Here is a 22,009-nt window from a genome sequence, read left to right on the forward strand (position 1 = left end):
GCGCCTTGATGCGTCCGCCCCGCGGGGCCGGTCAGGGGATCGGCGCCAGCCGCACTCCACCGGCCGCGTCGATGCGCTCCAGCGCGACCTCCCCCCCGGCCTCCACCACGACCCAGGGCGATATCGCTCCGTCCGGCCAGATGACGCGCGCTCTTGCGGTGTCCGCATCGCCCAGCCCGAAATGGAGCGGCCCGCGCGTGTCGCCGACATGACCGCCGCCGACCGTGATTTCGCGAAAGGCCGTCGGCGCCCCCTCGCGCTCTAGCTCGATCCAGGCCCCGACCGCATCGGTATTGGGGGCGGGCTGGCGGGGCAGGAGGGCCACCCAAGCACCCGTCCTTTCCGTGTCGTTGCGCCAGAGCTCCATCGGGGCCCGGCGATTGACGACGACGAGGTCGAGGCGCCCGTCCCGGTTCAGGTCAGCGAGGGCGGCTCCGCGCGCACGGTCGGTGGTGGCGATGCCCGCCTGCGCGGCGCGCTCCTCGAAGGTGCCGTCGGCCTTCTGCACGAGCAGGTTGTTGGGATCCGCCATGGCATTCGATGGCATCTGGTCGACATTGCCCTTGGCGATGAAGAGATCGTCGCGCCCGTCATTGTCGACATCGCCGAACGCGGCGTGCCACCCGGTGGAGGGGCGCCCATCATCGCCCTGAAACGGGCGGTGCGCAAACGTGCCGATGGAATAGGGGGCGAGGGTGTAGCCGTCCTGCCCTGCGATCATCATCAACTGATCCCCCATCGAGGTCAGCACGATCTCGGGGAGGCCGTCGCCGGTCAGATCGCGGCTCGCGATTCCCATGCCCCAGATCGAGGGGCCGTCCCAGCCATCCTCCGGGCCGAGGAACCGGTTCTCGCGCAGCGAATACATCTGCTCCGCTCCGCCGCGGACGTAGTAGTGTCTGTCGTTGGACAGGCGCAGGTCCGCCGTTCCGTCCCGGTTCCAGTCGCTGAAGAGGATGGAAAGGGCGCAGAAGCCGGGGGAGAGGAGGGTCGGGGGACCGTAGGTCTCCCCGTCGGGGCGGTGCAGCTCGTTCTCGTCGCAGGCCTCGAAGGGACCGTCCGGGTCTGTGCGATCGACGTAGTTGCCGATCGCGATGGTGGGCAGGAGGTTCTCCCCCTCCCATGTGAGGGAGGCGGCGGTGGACCATCCGTCGCCCCCCTCGAAACCGCGGCCCATCGGGGTGAAGGCGCAGTCCGGACCTCCCTTGAGCAGGACGTTCCCGCCGGCGCGCAGGACGAGGAGGTCGCCGATCCCGTCGCCATCGATCTCGGCGGGGTAGATCCCGGTGACGCCGGTCAGGGCCGGGAAATCGCCGGGGGAAAATGCGAGATCGGGATCCGCGAGGTTCCGGAAAAGCCGGGAGGGGGAGGCGCCGCCGGCCGCGGCTATCTCGGGCCAGCCGTCGCCGTCGCAATCGAACACCGCGACGCCGCCACCCACGAAATGCTCCCAGCCGCCGGAATAGACATGCTCGGCGCCGAGGGCGCCTGCGCGATCGGTGAAGCGCGGATCGGCATGGGCGTGCGTCGCGGCGATAAGGGCGAGGGCGCCCGCGAGACAGAGCCTCATGAAGCCCCCCGGCCAATGAGGGAGGCCGTCACCCTCTCGAGCGCCAGCGCCGCGCCCCCGCGCGCCCAGACGTGATCCCCCCAGGCGTTGATCTCGATCTTCGGCGCCTCGTTCAGCGTCCAGTCCCGCATCAGCGCCAGCACTTCCTCGGCGTAGAGATAATCGTAGCGCATCCGGCTGCCGGACAGGATGATGAGCGAGGGGTCGAACAGGTTCGCCGTGTTCGCGAGGATCAGGGCAAGGTAGCGACCGGCGCGGTGGAAGATCGCGCGGGCCGTCTCGTTGCCGGCGCGGGCCTGCTCGAAGAGCGCCTCCAGCGTCGCCTGCGTGCCGCCGAGGGCCGCCGAATGCGGGCGGCGGAGCGCGAGGCCGGCCTCGCGGACGAGGGCGTAATCGGCGACATAGGCTTCGGCGCAGCCGCGGGATCCGCAGCGGCAGAGCGCTCCGTCCATCTGCACCTTGGTGTGTCCCAGTTCCATGCCCTGGCCGCCGGCGCCGCGATGGAGGCGATGGTTCAGCACGAGGCCCATGCCCACGCCATGCTCGATGGTGACGACGCAGAAGTCGGACATGGTGCGCCCCGCCCCGAACCAGAGCTCCGCCATGGTGAGCAGATTTGCGTCGTTGTCGACATGGACGGGCAGGCCGAGACGCGCTTCGGCCAAGTCGCGCAAGGGCACGTCCCGCCGGTCGGACACCGGGGACCAGATGACCCGCCCGCCGGTGTCGATCACGCCCGGCAGGCCGAGGCCCACGGAGAGAATCTGCTCGCGGGCAAGGCCCGACTGGCCGAGAAGGTCGGCAAACAGCGCCTCCGCCTCGTTCAGCCGCAGCTCCATGCTCTTCTGCGGATCGCGCAGCGGCAACATCGCCTCGGCCACCGGCTCACCGGCGAAATCGACGAGAACGGCGGTATGTACCTCGTCCGACAGTTTCATCCCGACGACGTAGCCTGCCTCCGGCCGCACACGAAGCGCGACGGGGGGGCGCCCCCGGCCGGACGGCGCCTCTGTGGCCTGGGTCTCTTCCAGGTACCCCTCAGCGATGAGGTCCGAGACGATCGGGGTCACGGTGCCGGGGCTGACATTCAGGGATTTCGCCATCTCCGCGCGGCTGATCTGACCAGCGGAGCGCACCGCCTCGAAGACCTGCTGGCGCAAGGGGGCGGCGGGCTCGGCGGCGACGGGCCAAATAGGGCCGCAGCCCGGCGGCCGCTCCCGCGTCTCGTCGATCGTCGCCCAGTCGGTCATTCCTTCGAAGCTCCGCCCTAAATCGCTGCGATGCAGCGCACGTTTCCGCTTCCGGCGCCCGATCGGTGCCCAATTCTAGAGCACTCCGCGTCTGAGGCGTCAAATTAATTTTGACAGACGAAATAAAACCTGCATCTATCCCCCGTGGGAGAAACGACCCCCGAACCGGAACCAGCCGGGTGGGGAACCCTGGGAGGAGACCAGACTCATGAAATCCACGATTCTATCCGTTGCCGCGCTTGCCGCCGTCGCCGGCCTGACGCTTCCTGCCGCCGCACAGGACGATCTCACCGTCGGTGTGAGCTGGTCCAACTTCCAGGAGGAGCGCTGGAAGACCGACGAGGCCGCGATCCAGGCCGCGCTCGAGGAGGCCGGGGCCTCCTACATCTCGACCGACGCGCAATCCTCCTCCTCCAAGCAGCTCTCTGACATCGAAAGCCTGATCGCGCAGGGCGCCGATGCCCTGATCATCCTCGCGCAGGACAGCCAGGCCATCGGCCCCGCCGTCCAGGCCGCCGCGGACGAGGGCATTCCGGTGGTGGGCTATGACCGCCTCATCGACGATGACCGCGCCTTCTACCTGACCTTCGACAACGTCGAGGTCGGCCGGATGCAGGCCCGCGCGGTGTTCGAGGCGCAGCCCACCGGCAACTACGTCATGATCAAGGGCTCCCCCACCGATCCCAACGCGGATTTCCTCCGCGGCGGTCAGCAGGAAGTGCTGCAGGACGCGATCGATTCCGGTGACATCACGATCGTCGGCGAAGCCTATACCGACCAGTGGCTTCCCGCGAACGCGCAGCGCAACATGGAGCAGATCCTGACGGCCGAGGACAACAACGTCGATGCCGTTGTCGCCTCCAACGACGGCACCGCCGGCGGCGCCGTGGCCGCGCTGACCGCGCAAGGGATGCAGGGCATTCCGGTCTCCGGCCAGGACGCAGACCATGCCGCGCTCAACCGCATCGCGTCCGGAACGCAGACGGTCTCGGTGTGGAAGGACAGCCGCGATCTCGGCCGCGAAGCCGGCGAAATCGCGCTCGCCATGGCCGGCGGCACCGAAATGAGCGACGTCGAAGGTGCCGAGGAGTGGACCTCCCCGGACGGCACGACGCTCTGGGCCAAGTTCCTCGCGCCGGTCCCGGTGACGCAGGACAACCTGGGCGTCGTCGTCGATGCAGGCTGGATCAGCCAGGAGGCGCTCTGCCAGGGCGTCGAGGACGGCCCCGCGCCCTGCGATCAGTAAGCCCTGATTGCCGCCGCCGGCCCCCCCCCGGGGGCAGGCGGCGGCCCCGGCTCTTCCCAGAAGGCCCCCGCCAGGCGGGGCCTTTCCTTCCCTCTGCGACACGGGATCGTCCGCATGTCCGATATTTCCGAGGGCGCCGCGAGGCCCCGTCGTTCCTTTGTCCATCAGCTCGAACTCGATCTGCGCCTCGTGGGCATGATCGGGGCGTTCGTTCTGATCTGCGTCGTCTTCAACGTGATGTCGGACGGGCGCTTCCTGACGCCCCGCAACGTCTTCAACCTGTCGATCCAGACCGTCTCCGTCGCCATCATGGCCACGGGCATGGTCTTCGTGATCGTCACCCGCCATATCGACCTGTCCGTGGGCTCGCTCCTCGCCACCTGTTCGGCCATCATGGCCATGAGCCAGACGACATGGCTGCCCTCGCTCCTCGGCTTCACCCTCGACGATCCGATGAACGCGCTTCTCGCGGTGCTGATCGGCGTCGCCTGCGGCGCGCTGATCGGCGCCTTTCATGGCTGGCTCGTCGGGTACTTGGGCATCCCTGCCTTCATCGTGACGCTGGGCGGGCTTCTCGTTTGGCGCAACGTCGCGTGGTACCTCACCAACGGCCAGACCATCGGGCCGCTCTCGGAGCCCTACCTTCTCTTCGGCGGGGTGAACGGCACGCTGGGGGAAACGTGGTCCTGGATCGTCGGTCTCGTCGCGGTCGCCTTCTCGGTCTGGGTGCTGATGCAGGCACGGCGCAACAAGACGGCGCATGACATGCCGGTGAAGCCGATCTGGGCCGAAGCCGTCGTCGCGGCGATCATCGCCGTCGCGATCCTCGGCTTCATCTGGCTCCTGAACTCCTACGACATTCCCCCGGGCCGGCTCGAGCGCATCTTCGCGGCCCGCGGCGAGCCCCTTCCGGAGGGCTTCTCGACCGGCTACGGCCTTCCCGTCTCGGTGCTCCTGCTGATCGGGGTCGCCATCGTGATGACCGTCATCGCCCGGCGCACGCGGCTCGGGCGGTACATCTTCGCCACCGGTGGCAATCCCGACGCGGCGGAGCTGTCCGGCATCAACACCCGGCTCCTGACGGTCAAGGTATTCGCCATCATGGGGGCGCTCTGCGCGATCTCGGCCGTGGTCGCCTCGGCCCGCCTTGCTAACCACGGCAACGATATCGGCACGCTCGACGAGCTCCGCGTCATCGCCGCCGCCGTCATCGGTGGGACCGCGCTCGCCGGGGGCATCGGAACGATCTACGGCGCGATCCTCGGCGCGCTCATCATGCAATCGCTGCAATCGGGCATGGCCATGGTCGGCGTCGACGCGCCGCTGCAGAACATCGTGGTGGGCTCGGTCCTCGTCCTCGCCGTCTTCATCGACATCATCTATCGCAAGCGGACGGGGGCCTGACAGCATGACCGGACATAGCGGCACACCCCTCGTCGAGATGCAGGACATCTGCCTGTCCTTCGGCGGGGTCCAGGCGGTCGATCACGTCTCGATCGATCTGCATCCCGGAGAGGTCGTCGGGCTCCTCGGCCATAACGGCGCCGGCAAGTCGACGCTCATCAAGATCCTCTCGGGCGCCTACCGGATGGATTCGGGCGAGATCCGCATCAACGGGGAACGGGCGGAGATCACCTCCCCCCGCGACGCGCGGCGCCACAACATCGAGACGATCTACCAGACGCTCGCCCTGGCGGACAATCTCAACGCCTCGCAGAACCTCTTCCTCGGGCGGGAACTGACGACGTCCATCGGCTTCATGGACGATGCGCGGATGGAGTCGGAGACGCGCAAGATCATGCAGCGCCTCAACCCCAACTTCCGCAAGCTCAACGATCCCGTCAGCGCCCTGTCGGGCGGTCAGCGCCAATCGGTCGCCATTGCCCGCGCGGTCTACTTCAACGCGCAGATCCTCATCATGGACGAGCCGACGGCGGCCCTTGGCGTGCACGAGACGCAGATGGTGGCGGACCTCATCCAGGAGCTGAAGAAGCAGGGCCTCGGCATCTTCCTCATCAGTCACGACACGCGGGAGATGCTGGATCTCTGCGACCGGGTCAGCGTGATGAAGAACGGCCAGCTCGTCGGTACCGAGCGCGTCGAGGACGTGACAGAGGACGACATCCTGTCGATGATCATCCTCGGCAAGGCGCCCGAGCGCGCCGCCTGATCTCAAACGAAGAACGCCGGGGCGACGTCCGCCCCGGCAGGAAGGCACATATTCGATGTATCTCGGTCTCGACCTCGGCACGTCCGGTCTCAAGGCGCTTCTGATCGGGGAGGACCAGGCCGTCCTCGCCGAAGCCCATGCTCCGCTCACCGTCTCCCGGCCCCATGCCGGCTGGTCCGAACAGGATCCGGCCGCGTGGATCGCCGCCGCCGAGGCGGTGCTGGAGGAGCTTGGAAACAGCGCCGACCTCTCCGGCCTGCGCGGCATCGGGCTGTCGGGCCAGATGCACGGCGCGGTGCTCCTCGGGGCAGGGGACGAGGTGCTCAGGCCCTGCATCCTCTGGAACGACACGCGCTCCCATGTCGAGGCCGCCGCGCTCGACGCGGATCCCCGCTTCCGCGACATCACCGGCAACATCGTGTTCCCGGGCTTCACGGCGCCCAAGATCGCCTGGGTCCGGGCGAACGAGCCCGAGATCGCGGCGAGGATCGAACGGGTGCTGCTGCCGAAGGATTATCTCCGCCTGTGGCTGACCGGGGCCGCCGTCTCCGACATGTCCGATGCCGCCGGGACCGCCTGGCTCGACGTGGGCGGACGCGACTGGTCGGAGCCGCTCCTGGACGCGACCGGCCTCAGCCGCGACGCGATGCCGGACCTCGTCGAGGGATCGGACGCATCCGGCACCCTCAGGGGCGATCTCGCTGCCCGGTTCGGCCTGCCGGAGGGCGTCATCGTCGCCGGCGGCGGAGGGGACAACGCGGCCTCCGCGATCGGCGTCGGCGTGGTGCAGGAGGGGCAGGCGTTCCTCTCTCTCGGGACATCGGGCGTCCTCTTCGCCGCGGCCGGCTCCTATGCCCCGGATGCCGCCTCCGCCGTCCACACCTTCTGCCACGCCGTCCCGCGGACGTGGCACCAGATGGGCGTGATCCTCGCGGCCTCGGACGCGCTCGAATGGCATTCGCAGCTGACCGGTACGCCCGCCGCCGAGCTCACCAGCGAGCTTGGCGACGTGCAGGCGCCCGGGCGCACGCGCTTCCTTCCCTATCTCGGCGGCGAGCGGACGCCGCATAACGACGCCCACATCCGCGGCGCTCTCACCGGCATCGAACACGCCACCCACCGGGCCGCGATGACGCGGGCGATCCTCGAAGGCGTCTCCTTCGCCTTCCGCGACAGTCTCGAGGCGCTCACCGCAACCGGCACGCAGATCGAGCGTCTGACGGCGGTCGGCGGCGGCTCGCGCTCGGATCACTGGCTCTCCATGCTCGCCTCCGTCCTCGGCCGCCCGGTCGACCGCCCCGTCTCCGGCGATTTCGGCGGCGCCTTCGGCGCGGCGCGGCTCGCCCTCATGGCGGATCGCGGCGGCGTGACCGATGCGGCCACTGCGGCTGAGCTCGCTCCGCCGCCGCAGATCGCGCGCTCCTTCGAGCCCGATCCGGCCCTCGCGGACGCCTTCACCGAGAGCTTCCAGGCCTTTCAATCCCTCTACACGGCCCTCAAGGACCAGCCATGACCTCCTATTTCGACGGCATCGCGCCCATCTCCTTCGACCCGGACGCAACCACCGACCTCGCTTACCGCCATTACGACCCGGACGAGATGGTCGATGGCAAGCGCATGGAAGATCACCTTCGCTTCGCCGTTGCGTGGTGGCATTCCTTTGCCTGGGAGGGCGGGGATCCCTTCGGCGGGCGCACCTTCGACCGGCCCTGGTTCGGGGACGACATCGCGGCGGCCAAGGCCAAGGCGGATGCCGCCTTCGACCTCTTCGCGATCCTCGGCCAGCCGTTCTTCTGCTTCCACGACGTGGACATCCGGCCCGAAGGGGCGTCCTTCGCCGAAAGCTCGGACAACCTCGCGCGCATCATCGATCATATCGGCGAGAAGATGGCGAACGGCGGGCCGCGCCTCCTCTGGGGAACGGCCAACCTCTTCTCGCATCGCCGCTTCATGTCCGGCGCGGCGACGAACCCCGATCCGGATGTCTTCGCCTATTCCGCGGCGACGGTGAAGGACTGCCTCGACGCGACCCACCGGCTCGGCGGCGAAAACTACGTCCTGTGGGGCGGCCGGGAAGGCTACGAGACGCTTCTGAACACCGACCTGCGCCTTGAGATGGACCATATGGGCCGGTTCCTGAATGCCGTCGTCGAGTACAAGCACAAGATCGGCTTCAAGGGCACGATCCTGATCGAGCCGAAGCCGCAGGAGCCGACGAAGCACCAGTACGATTACGATGTCGCCACGGTGGCGGGCTTCCTGCAGCGGTACGGGCTCGAGAAGGAGGTGAAGCTGAACCTCGAACAGGGCCACGCCATCCTCGCGGGCCATTCCTTCGAGCACGAGCTTGCTCTTGCGGCTTCGCTGGACATGCTCGGCTCCATCGACATGAACCGCAACGACTACCAGTCGGGCTGGGATACCGATCAGTTCCCGAACAACGTCCCCGAGGTCGCCCTTGCCTATTACGAGATCCTGAAGGCCGGCGGCTTCACGACCGGCGGCACCAATTTCGACGCCAAGCTCCGCCGCCAGTCCCTCGAGCCCGCCGACCTCGTCGCAGCCCATGCGGGCGCCATGGATGTCTGCGCCCGCGGCCTCAAGGCGGCTGCGGCGATGCTGAAGGACGGCGCTCTCGAAGACGCCCGCCGGGAGCGGTATGCCGGGTGGGAGACGGAGGCCGGCAAGGGGCTTCTCTCAGCCTCGATCGAGGACATCCACGCCCGGGTCCTGCGCGAGGGGATCAATCCGGAGCCGGTCTCGGGACGGCAGGAGCGGCTCGAGAATATCGTCAACCGCTACGTCTGAGGGCGGAGGCGGGGCACGTTCGGGCGGGACTGTCTGCCGCCGATTTGAGAGGAAAGGGGCGCCACCCGTGCCGGTGGCGCCTTTTCATCTTTCAGTGAGACCCATCGCCGTGGGCGATCCGGGCGGCTGCGGTCTTTCCTGGACGCGCTCGCTGTGCGACAGGACGGCAAAGCGCCAAGGAGTTGGTTTCCCCCGTGCCCGACGACAGACCCGTTCTCATCGCCCCGTCCATTCTCTCCAGCGACTTCTCCCGCTTCGGCGAGGAGATCCGCGCCATCGAGGCCGCCGGGGCGGACTGGATCCATGTCGACGTGATGGACGGGCATTTCGTGCCCAACATCACCTTCGGCGCACCCGTCGCGAAGGCCCTGCGCCCCCATATCGGCACGGTGATGGACGTTCATTTGATGATCGCGCCCGTCGATCCCTATATCGAGGCGTTCGCCGAGGCGGGGGCGGACATCCTGACCGCCCATGTCGAGGCCGGGCCGCATATCCACCGCACGCTGCAGGCCATCCGCGCAAGCGGGATGCGGCCGGGCGTGGCGCTCAATCCCGGAACGCCGGTGGAGGCGGTGCTGGACGTGCTGGACCTCGTGGACCTCGTCGACGTGATGACCGTCAATCCCGGCTTCGGCGGGCAGAAATTCATCCGCTCCCAGCTTGCCAAGATCCGCCGCCTCCGGGAGGCGCTGGGGGATCGGCCGGTGCATATCGAGATCGACGGCGGCGTGGATCCCGAGACGGCGCCGCTGTGCGTGGAGGCCGGGGCGGACGTGCTCGTCGCGGGCTCTTCGGTCTTCCGCGGCGGGTCTGCCGATGCGCCGGGCCCCTATGCCGACAACATCCGCTCGCTTCGCGCCGCCCTCTCCTGACCGCCTGAAAGGCCGCCCATGATCTTTGCCCGTTTCGAAAGGACCGCCTCGTGAGCCGCGGAATCGTCATCTTCGACCTCGACGGCACGCTGATCGACAGCGCGCCCGAGATCCACGCCATCCTCAACGCGATCCTGACGGAGGAGGGCGGCACCTCGCTCTCGGAGGGTCAGGTGCGCGGCTTCATCGGCTGGGGCACGGATCACTGCATCGGCAAGGCGATGGGGGCCGCCGGGCTCGACCCCGAGGATTCGGATCTCCGGGAGCGGATCACCGCGGCGTTCCTCGATCGCTACGAGACCCAGCACGAGAATACCAAGGTCTATCCCGGCGTGGTGGACACGTTGGAGCTCCTGGCGACGTACGGCTTCGCGCTCGGCCTGTGTACCAACAAGGCCACGGGACCCACGCGCGCCGTCCTCGCCAATTTCGATCTCGAGGCGCGATTTGACACCGTCGTCTGCGGTGACATGGTCGGAGTGCAGAAGCCCGATCCCGCGCCGCTTCTGAAGGCGGCCGGCGATCTGGGGGGCGGGCCGGTTCTCTATGTCGGCGACAGCGAGGTGGACGCGCAGACCGCCACGGCCGCCGGCATTCCCTTCGCGCTCTACACCCAAGGCTACCGTCACGCCGCGGTGGGGGATATCGAGCATCACGAGGCGTTCGATCATTTCGACAAGCTGCCGGCGGTGGTCGCGCGCGTGCTGCGCCCAGGCACGGCGTGAGCTGACCGCCGATGCTGGCCGAGCTCGAGATGTTCGTCGCTCTGGCCAACGAGGCCCATTTCGGGCGCGCGGCGGAGCGGTGCGGCGTCACCCAGCCCTCGCTCTCGGCGGCGATCAAGCGGCTGGAGGATCAGCTCGGCGTCCGGCTCGTGGAGCGCGGCTCGCGCTACCGCGGTCTGACGCCGGAGGGGCGCCGGGCGATCGACTGGGCGCACCGGATCGTCGCCGATGCCCGCGCCCTGCGGGACGACATGCGCTCCGCGCGGGAGGGCATCGCGGGGCATCTGCGCCTTGCGGTCATCCCGACGGCGCTTGCCATGACAGAGCGGCTGACCCGGCCTCTCCTCGCGCGGTCCCCCGGGCTGACCGTCGAGATCCGGTCCTCCACCGCGGCCGAGGCGGCGCAGCGGTTGGACGGGCTCGACGCGGATGCGGCGATCACCTATCTCGGAACCCCCTCCGCGCGGCGCGTGGAGATCCCGCTTTATGCCGAGCGCTATTACCTGCTGTCCCGCGGGGCCGGCGCCGAGGACGGCGCGATCCCGTGGGAGGAGGTCGCGGCCCGGCCGCTCTGTCTTCTGACCGAGGACATGCAGAACCGCCGGATCCTCGATGCGCTGATGCTGGGCGCCGGGGCAGGGCGGGCGCCGCGGCTGACCTCGAATTCCGTGATCGCCCTGATCGCTCATGTGCGCAGCGGTGGCTGGGAAACGGTCCTGCCCGAAGCGACGGCGGCTCTTTTCGCAGGCGATCCCTCGCTCGTGTCCCGCCCCGTCGCACAGGAGGGAGCCGCCCCGGTCGTCGGCCTCGTCGCGACAGCGCGCGAGCCGCAGGTGCCGGCGCTGGCCGCGCTGCTCGATGCCGCCCGGACGGGCCCCTGATCGATAGGCGCCGTCTATCGTTCAACGCAACATCGATATTGATCGACGCTGCATGGGGCGGGTAGAGCACGGGGATACGAGGCAGCGAAAGGCGCGCGGCACATGGCGCTCGATGCAACCCGGCTGGAAACCCGCCTGCGAGAGATCGTGGCGGAGCATGGCGCCCTCGAGGGGCCGCTTCTTCCCATTCTGCATGCGGTCCAGGCGGAGTTCGGGCATGTCCCGCCTTCCGGAATTCCCGTGATTGCCGACGCGCTGAACCTCAGCCGCGCCGAGGTGCACGGCGTCGTTTCCTTCTACCACGACTTCCGGGAGGCCCCCGCGGGCCGGACGATCCTCAAGCTGTGCCGCGCGGAGGCCTGCCAGTCGATGGGCGGGGCGGCGCTCGAACGCGAGGTGCAGGAGCGGCTCGGCGTCGGCTGGGGGGAGACGAGTGCGGACGGCGTGACGCTCGAGCCGGTCTACTGCCTCGGCCTTTGCGCCGCGGCGCCGGCGGCGATGGTGGGGGAGCGGCTCGTCGGTCGCGCGACCGCCGGCGCGCTTTCGGACATGGCGGAGGACGTGGAATGACCTGGTATCTCTCCGCCGACAGCTTCGCCGCGGCGCTCGGCGCGGAAGATGTGGCCGGGGCGTTCGAGGCCGCCGGCATCACCCCCGTGCGAACGGGCTCGCGCGGAATGGCGTGGCTGGAGCCGATGGCTGAACTGGAGCGGGACGGCGTGCGCCATGCCTTCGGGCCGCTCGAGGCGGGCGACGTGCCGGCGCTGCTCGCGGATCCGGATGGCCACGCCAAGGCGCTCGGTCCGACGGAGGAGATCCCCTTTCTCGCCGCGCAGACGCGGCTCGCCTTCGCCCGCTGCGGCCGGATCGACCCGTTCGATATCGCCGCCTACGAGGCGGAGGGCGGTCTCGCGGGCTTGCGCCGCGCGGCCTCGCTGTCCGCCGGGCAGATCGTCCGCGAGGTGACACAGAGCGGACTGCGCGGGCGCGGTGGCGCCGGCTTTCCCGCCGGGATCAAGTGGGACACGGTGCGGGGGGCTCCGGGCGCCATCAAGCACATCGTCTGCAATGCCGACGAGGGCGACAGCGGAACCTTCGCCGACCGCATGATGATCGAGGGCGATCCGCTCTGCCTGATCGAGGGAATGGCGATCGCGGGCCTCGCGACGGGGGCCGAGAGCGGCTTCGTCTACCTGCGCTCGGAATACCCGCTGGCCATCGCCGCCTTCCGCCGGGCGCTCGATGTCGCGCGGCGCGCCGGGATGCTGGGAGCGTCGGTGCTGGGCAGCGGCCGCGCCTTCGACATCGAGCTCCGCATCGGGGCGGGCGCCTATGTCTGTGGCGAGGAGACCAGCCTTCTGAATTCCCTCGAGGGAAAGCGCGGCGTGGTGCGTGCCAAGCCGCCCCTGCCGGCGCTGGAAGGGTTCATGGGGCGCCCGACGGTGGTGAACAACGTGATCACGCTGGCCTCCGTGCCGTGGATCCTCGCGAACGGGCCGGAGGCCTATGCCGCCTTCGGCCTCGGCCGGTCCCGCGGCACGATCCCGATCCAGATCGCCGGAAACGTCGCACGCGGCGGCCTCTTCGAAGCGGGCTTCGGGATGACGCTCGGCGCGCTGGTGGAGGAGATCGCAGGGGGCACGGCCAGCGGACGGCCCGTGAAGGCGGTTCAGGTCGGCGGCCCGCTCGGCGCCTACTTCCCGCCCTCGCTCTTCGACACGCCCTTCGGTTACGAGAAGTTCGACGGGCAGGGCGGCCTCATCGGCCATGCCGGCATCGTGGTGTTCGACGACGCGGCGGACATGCTGGCACAGGCCCGCTTCGCGATGGAATTCTGTGTCGTGGAGAGTTGCGGGAAGTGCACGCCCTGCCGCATCGGCGCGGTCAGGGGCGTGGAGACCATCGACCGGATCGGACGGGGCGACGCCGCTGCCATTCCGCTCCTCGAGGATCTCTGCGAGACCATGACGTCCGGATCCCTCTGCGCCCTTGGCGGGTTCACCCCCTATCCCGTCCTCTCCGCGCTCCGCCACTTCCCCGGCGAGTTCGCGCCGGCGAGGGAGGCTGCGGAGTGAGCCGGGGCCTGTCGCACGCGGCCGTCATCTGCCGGAGCGACCTCGCAGGAGACGGTGGCCGGGCGCGGCTAGGGGCGATCCGCGGGGGCGACATCCGCCCGCCGCCTCCGCACGTGGCCGGCGGGGGACGGGCGATCTACATCCGCGACGAGGACAATCATCTCTTCGAGCTGCCTGCGGGTATGCTGGAAGAGCGTCCGGCGCAGGGCGCCGAGGGGAGGCACGCATGAAGGACTTCAGGTTCCCGTCCGATTACGATCTCGGCACTCCGGAGAAGCATGGCGCGCCCGTCACGCTCATCATCGACGGTGCGGAGATCACTGTTCCGGACGGCACGTCGGTCATGCGCGCCGCGGCGGTGGCGGGAACGCGAATTCCCAAGCTCTGCGCATCGGACAACATCGAGGCGTTCGGCTCCTGCCGGCTCTGCCTCGTGGAGATCGAGGGGCGGCGCGGCACGCCGGCCTCCTGCACCACACCGGTCGCCGAGGGCATGGTGGTGACGACCCAGTCCGAACGGCTGCGGCGGCTCCGGAAGGGCGTGATGGAGCTCTACGTCTCCGATCACCCGCTCGACTGCCTGACCTGCGCCGCGAACGGCGATTGCGAGCTTCAGGACATGGCCGGCGCCGTGGGGCTGCGTGATGTGCGCTACGAGCCGGGCGTCAACCACTACGACCCATCGGCCACGGGCGCGCGGAGCCAGGCCGAGGCACGGGCGCGGATGCCGGACGGGATCGCGAACCCGGCCTATATCCCGAAGGACGACAGCAACCCCTACTTCACCTACGATCCCTCCAAATGCATCGTCTGCTCTCGCTGCGTCAGGGCCTGCGAAGAGGTTCAGGGCACCTTTGCGCTGACCATCGAGGGGCGGGGGTTCGACAGCCGGGTGTCCGCCGGGACGGGGTTCGACGATTTCCTCTCTTCCGAATGCGTCTCCTGCGGCGCCTGCGTGCAGGCCTGCCCCACCGCGACGCTTCAGGAGAAGTCCGTGGCGGAGCTGGGCGTGCCGGACCGCAAGGTGGTCACAACCTGCGCCTATTGCGGCGTCGGCTGCTCCTTCGAGGCGCAGATGTCAGGCGACCGGCTCGTGCGGATGGTGCCCTACAAGCACGGCAAGGCGAACCGCGGCCATAGCTGCGTCAAGGGCCGCTTCGCCTATGGTTATGCCGAGCATTCGGACCGCATCCTGTCCCCGATGATCCGGGAGGACATCGCCGAGCCGTGGCGCGAGGTGTCGTGGGAAGAGGCCCTCTCCTTTGCCGCGGGCCGTCTTCGTCGCATACAGGCCGAGAGCGGGGTCGGCGCGATCGGGGGCATCACCTCCTCGCGCTGCACCAACGAGGAGACCTACCTCGTCCAGAAGATGATCCGGCAGGTCTTCGGCAACAACAACGTCGATACCTGTGCCCGTGTCTGCCACTCGCCGACCGGCTACGGGCTGAAGACAACCTTCGGCACCTCCGCCGGAACGCAGGATTTCGACAGCGTCGAGGAGTGCGACGTGGCCGTTGTGATCGGCGCGAACCCCACGGACGGACATCCGGTCTTTGCCTCCCGCCTGAAGAAGCGACTGAGGGAAGGCGCGAAGTTGATCGTGATCGACCCGCGCCGGATCGACCTCGTGAAGTCCCCGCATGTTGCCGCCTCCCACCATCTTGCGCTGACGCCTGGCACGAACGTCGCGGTTCTCACCGCGCTCGCCCATGTCATCGTGACCGAGGGGCTGGTGGACGAGGCTTTCGTGCGCGAGCGTTGTGACTGGGACGCGTTCTCGGACTGGGCCGCCTTCGTCGCGGGCGAGCGGCACAGCCCCGAAGCGACCGAAGCCCTGACCGGCGTGCCCGCCGCCGAGATGCGCGCCGCCGCGCGCCTTTACGCGGGCGGTGGCAACGGCGCGATCTATTACGGCCTCGGCGTCACGGAGCACAGCCAGGGCTCGACCACCGTCATGGCCATCGCCAACCTGGCCATGGCGACGGGCAACATCGGCCGTCCCGGCGTCGGAGTGAACCCGCTCCGGGGGCAGAACAACGTGCAGGGCGCCTGCGACATGGGCTCCTTCCCGCACGAATTGCCGGGCTACCGCCACGTCCACGACGACAACGTCCGCGCGACCTTCGAGGCGATCTGGGGCGGCACAATCCAGGACGAGCCGGGCCTTCGGATCCCCAACATGCTCGACGCGGCCGTCGACGGCTCCTTCCGCGGCCTCTACGTCCAGGGCGAGGATATCCTCCAGTCGGACCCCAACACGCGGCACGTCGCAGCCGGTCTCGCGGCGATGGACTGCGTCATCGTGCATGACCTCTTCCTCAACGAGACGGCGAATTACGCCCATGTCTTCCTGCCCGGCTCGACCTTCCTCGAGAAGGACGGGACCTTCACCAATGCGGAGCGCCGTATCAACCGCGTCCGCCGGGTCATGGCGCCGAAGGCGGGTCTGGCCGACTGGGAGGTGACGCAGGCCCTGGCCGGCGCGCTCGGCGCGGACTGGCGCTACACGCATCCCGCCCAGGTGATGGACGAGATCGCCGCGACCACGCCGAGCTTCGCCGGCGTCTCCTACGAGCGGCTGGAGGAGCTGGGCTCCGTCCAGTGGCCCTGCAACGAGACCACGCCCGAAGGCTCCCCCGTCATGCACATGGATGGCTTCGTGCGCGGCAAGGGGCTGTTCGTCGTCACCGAATATGTCGCGACGGACGAGCGCACCGGCCCGCGCTTCCCGCTTCTGCTCACGACGGGCCGGATCCTGTCGCAGTACAATGTCGGCGCCCAGACCCGGCGGACCGGGAATACCGTCTGGCACGAGGAAGACGTGCTGGAGCTCCATCCCCACGATGCCGAACAGAGGGGCGTCAGGGAGGGCGGCTGGGTCCGCCTCGCCTCCCGTTCGGGCGAGACGACCCTGCGCGCGAAGATCACGGACCGCGTGGCGCCCGGCGTGGTCTACACCACGTTCCACCACCCGGACACGCAGGCCAATGTCGTCACCTCAGAGTTTTCCGACTGGGCGACGAACTGTCCGGAATACAAGGTGACGGCGGTTCAGGTCTCCCCCTCCAACGGCCCCTCCGACTGGCAGGAGGACTATGCCGCGCAAGCCGCGCGCGCCCGCCGGGTGCTTGCCGCCGAATGAGGATGGACCCGCTCCGCCCGCCCCACGAGGGCCGTACGCTTGCCGAGGAGGTTCCGGTCGCGCTGGTCTATCACGGCTCGACGCAGGCCGTGATGATGGCGACGCCGCAGGACCTCGAGGATTTCGCGGTGGGCTTCTCGCTCACCGAGGGGATCGTGGAACGCGAGGGGGACATCGAGGATCTCGAGGCGGTGGATCACGGAGAGGGCATCGAGCTGCGGATGTGGCTCTCAGGCGACCGCGCGGCGCATCTCTCCGAGCGCCGCCGCCTCGCCGCGGGGCCCGTGGGCTGCGGTCTCTGCGGCATCGAATCCATCTCCTCCGCCCTGAGGACGCCCCCCGGCATCGAGACGGCGACCTTGCGCATTCCCCGCCCTCCCCTTGCCGGACTGGCGGATGCGCTGCGAGACAGTCAGCCCCTTCACGATGCGACGGGTGCGGTTCACGCCGCCGGCCTCTGGCGCCCCGGGGAGGGGGTCGTGGTGGTGCGGGAGGATGTCGGCCGCCACAACGCCCTCGACAAGCTCGCCGGCGCAATGGCGCGCGCGGGCAAGCAGGGGGCCGGCTCCGCGATCGTGCTGACCTCCCGCGTCTCGGTGGAGATGGTCCAGAAGGCCTGCGCCGTCGGCGCCGAGGCGATCCTGTCGGTCTCTGCGCCCACCGAGCGCGCCGTGCGCATGGCGCAGGCGGCCGGGCTCACGCTCGTCTGCAACCTCAAATCGGGGCCGCGCTGCCTCGCCCATCCTCAAAGGATCGATGGATGAAAGACGAGACACTGATCCGGATGATCCGACAGATCGCAACGGCCTTCGCGCACTTGTCCGAAGGAGAGGCCGCCCGCTCGATCGCCGCGCATGTGAACGACTTCTGGGAGCCCCGCATGCGTCGCCCTCTCATCGCGCTCATCGAAGCGGGGGATGACCGTCTGCCCGCCGCCGTCCTCGCCGCCGGCCCCGATATCCGCCGCCCAGCGGAACCCGACGCCGGACACCCGCAAAGCGACTACGCCCGGAACGCGCCGGGCCCGGGGTAGGGCGCTCCGGCGGTTTCCAGTCTCCATGCTCCGGGTGCGGCCCCGAGCCTATGGACATCGAAGCCCGGACTGCGCCCCGATGCAAACGGCGCATACCCACGCCGGAGGCAAGTCCGCCCGGCGTCAGTCGAGAACGAAATCGGGCAGCGATTCCAGCGCATTCTTCAAGGCCTCGCCCCATCCCTCGGACACCTGAGCGAAATAGGGATCGTCCGCCTCGATGCGGCGTTCCTCGCCCGGCGCGTAGCTGTCCGCCTCGTAGGTCAGAAGGTCGAGGGGCAGGCCGACGGAGAGATTGGCCTTGATGGTGGAATCGAAGCTCACCAGCAGCAGCTTGATCGCCGCTTCGAAGCTCATGTCGGGATCGTAGGCGCGCACGAGGATCGGGCGGCCGTACTTGGTTTCGCCGATCTGGAAGAACGGGGTGTCATCCGAGGCTTCTATGAAATTGCCCTCGGGATAGATCAGGAAGAGCCGCGGCGGGCCGGGCTCGATCTGACCGCCGAGAATGAGCGTGGCGTTGAAGGGAGTGGTGCTCGCCGCCTTCTGGCCCTCGCCCTTCTGGCGCGCGATCGTTTCCCGCAGACATTCGCCCACGGTCAGCGCCGCCTGGAACATCGACGGCTGTTCGAGGATCGACGGACTGCGGTCCTCGGCTGCCTTGGTGCGCTCCTCGAGATGGGAGACCACGGCCTGCGTCGTGGCGAGGTTGCCCGAGGACAGAAGCGTGAGGAAACGTCCCTCGCCCTGCCAGGTTTGCATCTTCCGGAATGTGGAAATGTTGTCGACACCGGCGTTCGTGCGGGTGTCGGACATGAAGAGAAGGCCGCGGTTGAGCCGTAGCCCGACGCAGTAGGTCATGGATCCCGTGTTCGCCCCGGCGACGGGGCGCCTTATTGCTGCTGCACCTCGATCTGCACGCTCGGCATCGCACCGGAGGAGGCGCCGTAATGTAGACCGGCGATCGGGGCCGCTTCCTTGTAGTCGAGCCCGGTCGCCACCCGCACATAGCGCATGTCGGGGGAGATTGCATTGCTGACGTCGAAGCCCACCCAGCCGAGCCCGTCGATATGCGTTTCCGCCCAGGCGTGGGTGGCCTCCTGCTCGGTGCGGTCGTCCATGAGCAGGTAGCCCGAGACGTAGCGCGCCGGCAGTCCCATGGCGCGGGCGGCGGCGCAGAAGATATGGGCGTGGTCCTGGCAGACGCCGCGGCCCTCGCCGAGCGCCTCCTCGGCCGTGGTGATGGCCGAGGTCCGGCCGGTCTCGTAGGCGACGCTCTCGGCGATCCTGCCGGACAGGGCATGCATCCGTGTCACGAGGTCGCCCTCGTCCTTCAGCCCCTCGATCAGCGACGTGATGCGCTCGCCGGGGCGGCTAAGATCGGTGTTCCAGAGAAAGTACCACAGGGGCGTGTAGCCCGCGTGCTGGCCGACGACGCCGCTGGTGTCCGCCGTTTCCACCTCGCCGTCGCAGGTTATCGTCACGTGCTCGGCGCCGGGTGTGAAGGAGGCGAGGATGACACGGTTCATGTTGTGGTCGTCGAACTCGGTCTCGACCCTGCCGCCCTCGATCTGCGTGTCCCAGGTCAGGACGCTCTGCCCGATCCGGCTTTTCGGCGTGAGCCGGATCTGTTGCAGCCCGTAGCTTGCCGGGGCCCCGAACTCGTAGGACGTGGTATGTCTGATCCTGAGGCGCATCTGGTTACCCGTAGAAGCGGTATTCGGTTTCGATCTGCCGCCCGAGCGCCGCGTTCGTCTCGAGAAAATCGACGATGAACTCATGCAGACCGGCATCGAGGATGGACTGGATCGCTGTGGAGCCGAGCCGCCCGACGAGGCCGTCGGCATAATCGTGACAGGTCAGGCGATCGCCGTATTGCTGCATGAGGTAGGACAGGTTCCCAGCGATGTTCTCGGCGCAGAAGATGAGCGAGCGCGGCATCTGCCGGTCGAGGATCAGGAATTCCGCGATCCCGGCGGACGAGATGTCCGGTCCGTTCAGCCAGCGATAGGCCCGCGCTCCGCCGACCGAGCGCAGGATGTTCTCCCACTGCACGTTGTCGAGGGCGGAGCCGATCTGGCTCGCCGAGGGCAGAAGCACGTAATACTTGACGTCGAGGATACGTGCCGTGCTGTCCGCCCGTTCGAGAAACGTGCCGATGCGGGCGAAGTTGAAGACATCGTTGCGCAGCATCGTTCCGTGGAGGGCGCCGCGCACGAGAGCGCTCTGCTTGCGGATGAGGGCGAGCACCTCGGGCAGGTCCCTGTCCTTCACCGGTTGCGAGAGCGCCTGGCGGACCTCCATCCAGCACTCGTTCGTCGCCTCCCAGACCTCCCTAGACAGGGCGACCCGGACGAGGCGGGCATTGTTGCGCGCATTCTCGATGGCGTTGAGGATGCAGGACTGGTTCGCGGGATCGCGCAGCAGGAAGTCGATGGCGTTCCCTTGCGTGAACTCCGAATGCCGCGCCTCGTAAGCCCTGCGGCAGCCCGCGGCATCGATGATGCCGGCCCACTCGTCCTCGGAACTCGACGGGCGCGTGAGTGCGATCCTGAAACCCGCCTCGATCAGGCGGGAAATGTTCTCGGACCGTTCGAGATAGCGGAACATCCAGTAGAGTCCGCCGGCTGTCTTGCCCAGCATGGCGTTACTCCTCCAGCACCCAGGTGTCCTTGGTCCCGCCGCCTTGGCTCGAATTGACCACGAGCGAGCCCTCCTTCAGCGCCACGCGGGTCAGTCCGCCCGGCGTGATGTCGATCCGGTCGGGGGAGACGAGAACGAATGGGCGCAGGTCGACATGCCGCGGGGCGAGCCCCGCCTCGGACAGGATGGGCACGGTCGACAGCGCGAGCGTCGGCTGGGCGATGTAGTTTCCCGGCTTCGCCTGCAGTTTGGCGCGGAACGTCTCCAGCTCCTCCTTGGAGGCCGCCGGGCCGACCAGCATCCCGTAGCCCCCCGAGCCGTGGACCTCCTTGACGACGAGTTCGGACAGGTTGTCGAGCACGTAGGCGAGGCTCTCGGGATCGGAGCACCGATGCGTCGGCACGTTCTTCAGGATCGGCTTCTCGCCGGTATAGAACTCGACGATCTCGGGCATGTAGGAATAGATCGCCTTGTCGTCGGCGATGCCGGTTCCCGGGGCGTTGGCGATGGTGATGCCCCCCGCTCGGTAAATGTCCATGATGCCCGGAACGCCGAGATAGCTGTCCGGACGGAAATTGAGCGGGTCCAGGAAATTGTCGTCCACCCGGCGATAGAGCACGTCGATCGGCGTGTACCCCCTCGTCGTGCGCATCGCGATGCGGCCATTGTCGACCCGCAGATCGTGGCCTTCCACCAGTTCGGCGCCCATGTGATCGGCCAGGAAGGAATGCTCGTAGTAGGCGGAGTTGTGGATGCCGGGCGTCAGCACCGCCACGCGCGGCTTTCCGGACGTTGCAGGCGGCGCGCAAGCGGCAAGGGAGCGACGGAGCCGCAGCGGATAATCCTGGACGCTCTGCACCTTGATCGCGCCGAAGAGCTCCGGGAACATCTGCAGCATCGTCTCCCGGTTCTCCAGCATGTAGCTGACGCCGGAGGGCGTGCGGGCATTGTCCTCGAGAACGTAGAACTCGTCCGGCCCAGTGCGCACGAGGTCGACGCCGACGATGTGGGTATAGACACCGCCCGGGGGCGACACGCCGATCATCTTCGGCTCGAAAGCCTCGTTGTTCTCGATCAGGGATTGCGGCACCCGGCCGGCGCGGACGATCTCCTGCCGGTGGTAGATATCATGCAGGAACGCGTTGATCGCGCGGACGCGCTGCTCGATGCCCTTCGTCAGGCGCGACCATTCGCGCCCCGAGAGGATGCGCGGGACGATGTCGAAGGGGATGAGCCGTTCGCTCGCTTCCGTCTCGCCGTAGACGTTGAAGGTGATGCCGGTGCGACGGAAGAAGCCTTCCGCCTCGCTCGCCTTCTTGCGCAGACGGGCGAGTTCCTCGGCCTCGTACCAATGGCTGTATCCGGCGTAGGCGGAGCGGGCACTGCCATCCGCCGCCAGCATCTCGTCGAAAAATTTCTGGCCGCTGTTCATGGGTTAGCAGAATGGCGCCGCTGTAACGTAAGTCAAGCAGCCGTGAGGTGAACGTGAGGCGCGCTGCGCAACCGGCGCCCCGGCAGGGGGAGCATTCCCCGGTCCGGACGCCTGTTCTCCATGGCTTGCGCACCACGATCCCGTGGTCCCCCGCACCCC

General features: G+C 68.4%; 20 protein-coding genes. 14 read left to right on the top strand and 6 right to left on the bottom strand.

The genetic code is table 11. From position 1 onward, the window contains the following. Positions 1-31: 31 nt before the first annotated feature. Positions 32-1,570 (bottom strand): CRTAC1 family protein, encoded by a 1,539-nt coding sequence (locus RM543_RS07315; RefSeq protein ID WP_311690235.1) that lies wholly within the window; start codon positions 1,568-1,570, stop codon positions 32-34. Continuing rightward, positions 1,567-2,820 carry an ROK family transcriptional regulator gene (locus RM543_RS07320; RefSeq protein WP_311690236.1) on the bottom strand — a complete coding sequence of 418 codons (1,254 nt, stop codon included), beginning with the start codon at positions 2,818-2,820 and terminating at the stop codon, positions 1,567-1,569. Before RM543_RS07320 ends, RM543_RS07315 begins: the two co-directional genes overlap by 4 nt. A 208-nt stretch (positions 2,821-3,028) precedes the next feature. Here RM543_RS07320 and xylF point away from each other — a divergent pair, with 208 nt between their 5' ends. From xylF to RM543_RS07390, 14 genes are all read left to right on the top strand, one after another. Further along, positions 3,029-4,066, top strand: coding sequence for a D-xylose ABC transporter substrate-binding protein (gene xylF / locus RM543_RS07325; RefSeq protein ID WP_311690237.1), 1,038 nt, complete (start codon positions 3,029-3,031; stop codon positions 4,064-4,066). Between the two features lie 114 nt (positions 4,067-4,180). Continuing rightward, on the top strand, positions 4,181-5,470 hold the full coding sequence (locus RM543_RS07330) for a sugar ABC transporter permease (protein WP_311690238.1): 1,290 nt from the start codon (positions 4,181-4,183) through the stop codon (positions 5,468-5,470). Positions 5,471-5,474: 4 nt separating this feature from the next. Then, on the top strand, positions 5,475-6,236 hold the full coding sequence (locus tag RM543_RS07335; RefSeq protein WP_311690239.1) for an ATP-binding cassette domain-containing protein: 762 nt from the start codon (positions 5,475-5,477) through the stop codon (positions 6,234-6,236). A 55-nt stretch (positions 6,237-6,291) separates the two neighbouring features. Beyond that, entirely contained in the window at positions 6,292-7,749 is a 1,458-nt protein-coding gene (gene xylB / locus RM543_RS07340; protein ID WP_311690240.1) for a xylulokinase, read from the top strand. Continuing rightward, a complete protein-coding gene (xylA, locus tag RM543_RS07345) occupies positions 7,746-9,044 on the top strand; it encodes a xylose isomerase (RefSeq protein WP_311690241.1) in 1,299 nt (432 codons plus the stop codon). The genes xylB and xylA overlap by 4 nt, the downstream gene beginning before the upstream one ends. A gap of 194 nt (positions 9,045-9,238) precedes the next feature. Then, positions 9,239-9,919, top strand: a complete 681-nt coding sequence (rpe, locus tag RM543_RS07350; RefSeq protein ID WP_311690242.1) for a ribulose-phosphate 3-epimerase — start codon at positions 9,239-9,241, stop codon at positions 9,917-9,919. A 50-nt stretch (positions 9,920-9,969) separates the two neighbouring features. Then, entirely contained in the window at positions 9,970-10,644 is a 675-nt protein-coding gene (gene gph, locus RM543_RS07355) for a phosphoglycolate phosphatase (protein ID WP_311690243.1), read from the top strand. Positions 10,645-10,655: 11 nt separating this feature from the next. Beyond that, on the top strand, positions 10,656-11,525 hold the full coding sequence (locus RM543_RS07360; protein ID WP_311690244.1) for a LysR family transcriptional regulator: 870 nt from the start codon (positions 10,656-10,658) through the stop codon (positions 11,523-11,525). Positions 11,526-11,627: 102 nt separating this feature from the next. Beyond that, on the top strand, positions 11,628-12,095 hold the full coding sequence (locus tag RM543_RS07365) for a formate dehydrogenase subunit gamma (protein ID WP_311690245.1): 468 nt from the start codon (positions 11,628-11,630) through the stop codon (positions 12,093-12,095). Continuing rightward, positions 12,092-13,600: an NADH-ubiquinone oxidoreductase-F iron-sulfur binding region domain-containing protein gene (locus RM543_RS07370; RefSeq protein WP_311690246.1), complete on the top strand. Its 1,509-nt coding sequence runs from the start codon at positions 12,092-12,094 to the stop codon at positions 13,598-13,600. Before RM543_RS07365 ends, RM543_RS07370 begins: the two co-directional genes overlap by 4 nt. Further along, positions 13,597-13,830: a VOC family protein gene (locus RM543_RS07375; protein WP_311690247.1), complete on the top strand. Its 234-nt coding sequence runs from the start codon at positions 13,597-13,599 to the stop codon at positions 13,828-13,830. The genes RM543_RS07370 and RM543_RS07375 overlap by 4 nt, the downstream gene beginning before the upstream one ends. Further along, positions 13,827-16,742 carry a formate dehydrogenase subunit alpha gene (fdhF, locus tag RM543_RS07380; protein WP_311690248.1) on the top strand — a complete coding sequence of 972 codons (2,916 nt, stop codon included), beginning with the start codon at positions 13,827-13,829 and terminating at the stop codon, positions 16,740-16,742. Before RM543_RS07375 ends, fdhF begins: the two co-directional genes overlap by 4 nt. 2 nt (positions 16,743-16,744) lie before the next feature. Beyond that, on the top strand, positions 16,745-17,506 hold the full coding sequence (fdhD, locus tag RM543_RS07385) for a formate dehydrogenase accessory sulfurtransferase FdhD (RefSeq protein WP_311690249.1): 762 nt from the start codon (positions 16,745-16,747) through the stop codon (positions 17,504-17,506). After that, positions 17,503-17,775 carry a formate dehydrogenase subunit delta gene (locus tag RM543_RS07390; protein ID WP_311690250.1) on the top strand — a complete coding sequence of 91 codons (273 nt, stop codon included), beginning with the start codon at positions 17,503-17,505 and terminating at the stop codon, positions 17,773-17,775. The genes fdhD and RM543_RS07390 overlap by 4 nt, the downstream gene beginning before the upstream one ends. A 123-nt stretch (positions 17,776-17,898) precedes the next feature. Here the strand turns inward: RM543_RS07390 and RM543_RS07395 are convergent, their stop codons facing one another. From RM543_RS07395 to RM543_RS07410, 4 genes are read right to left on the bottom strand one after another with little or no spacing between them, the layout of a single operon-like run. Continuing rightward, entirely contained in the window at positions 17,899-18,636 is a 738-nt protein-coding gene (locus RM543_RS07395; RefSeq protein WP_311690251.1) for a proteasome-type protease, read from the bottom strand. Positions 18,637-18,668: 32 nt separating this feature from the next. Further along, the gene (locus tag RM543_RS07400) at positions 18,669-19,472 is read right to left on the bottom strand and encodes a transglutaminase family protein (protein ID WP_311690252.1); all 804 of its coding nucleotides are present in this window, start codon (positions 19,470-19,472) and stop codon (positions 18,669-18,671) included. 4 nt (positions 19,473-19,476) lie between these two features. Continuing rightward, positions 19,477-20,418, bottom strand: a complete 942-nt coding sequence (locus tag RM543_RS07405; RefSeq protein ID WP_311690253.1) for an alpha-E domain-containing protein — start codon at positions 20,416-20,418, stop codon at positions 19,477-19,479. A 4-nt stretch (positions 20,419-20,422) separates the two neighbouring features. After that, complete coding sequence (locus tag RM543_RS07410; protein ID WP_432280441.1) at positions 20,423-21,850, bottom strand: circularly permuted type 2 ATP-grasp protein; 1,428 nt, start codon at positions 21,848-21,850, stop codon at positions 20,423-20,425. Between the last annotated feature and the right edge of the window lie 159 nt (positions 21,851-22,009).

The sequence above is a fragment of the Tropicimonas omnivorans genome (genome assembly GCF_031846565.1).
GTDB lineage: Bacteria > Pseudomonadota > Alphaproteobacteria > Rhodobacterales > Rhodobacteraceae > Tropicimonas_B > Tropicimonas_B omnivorans.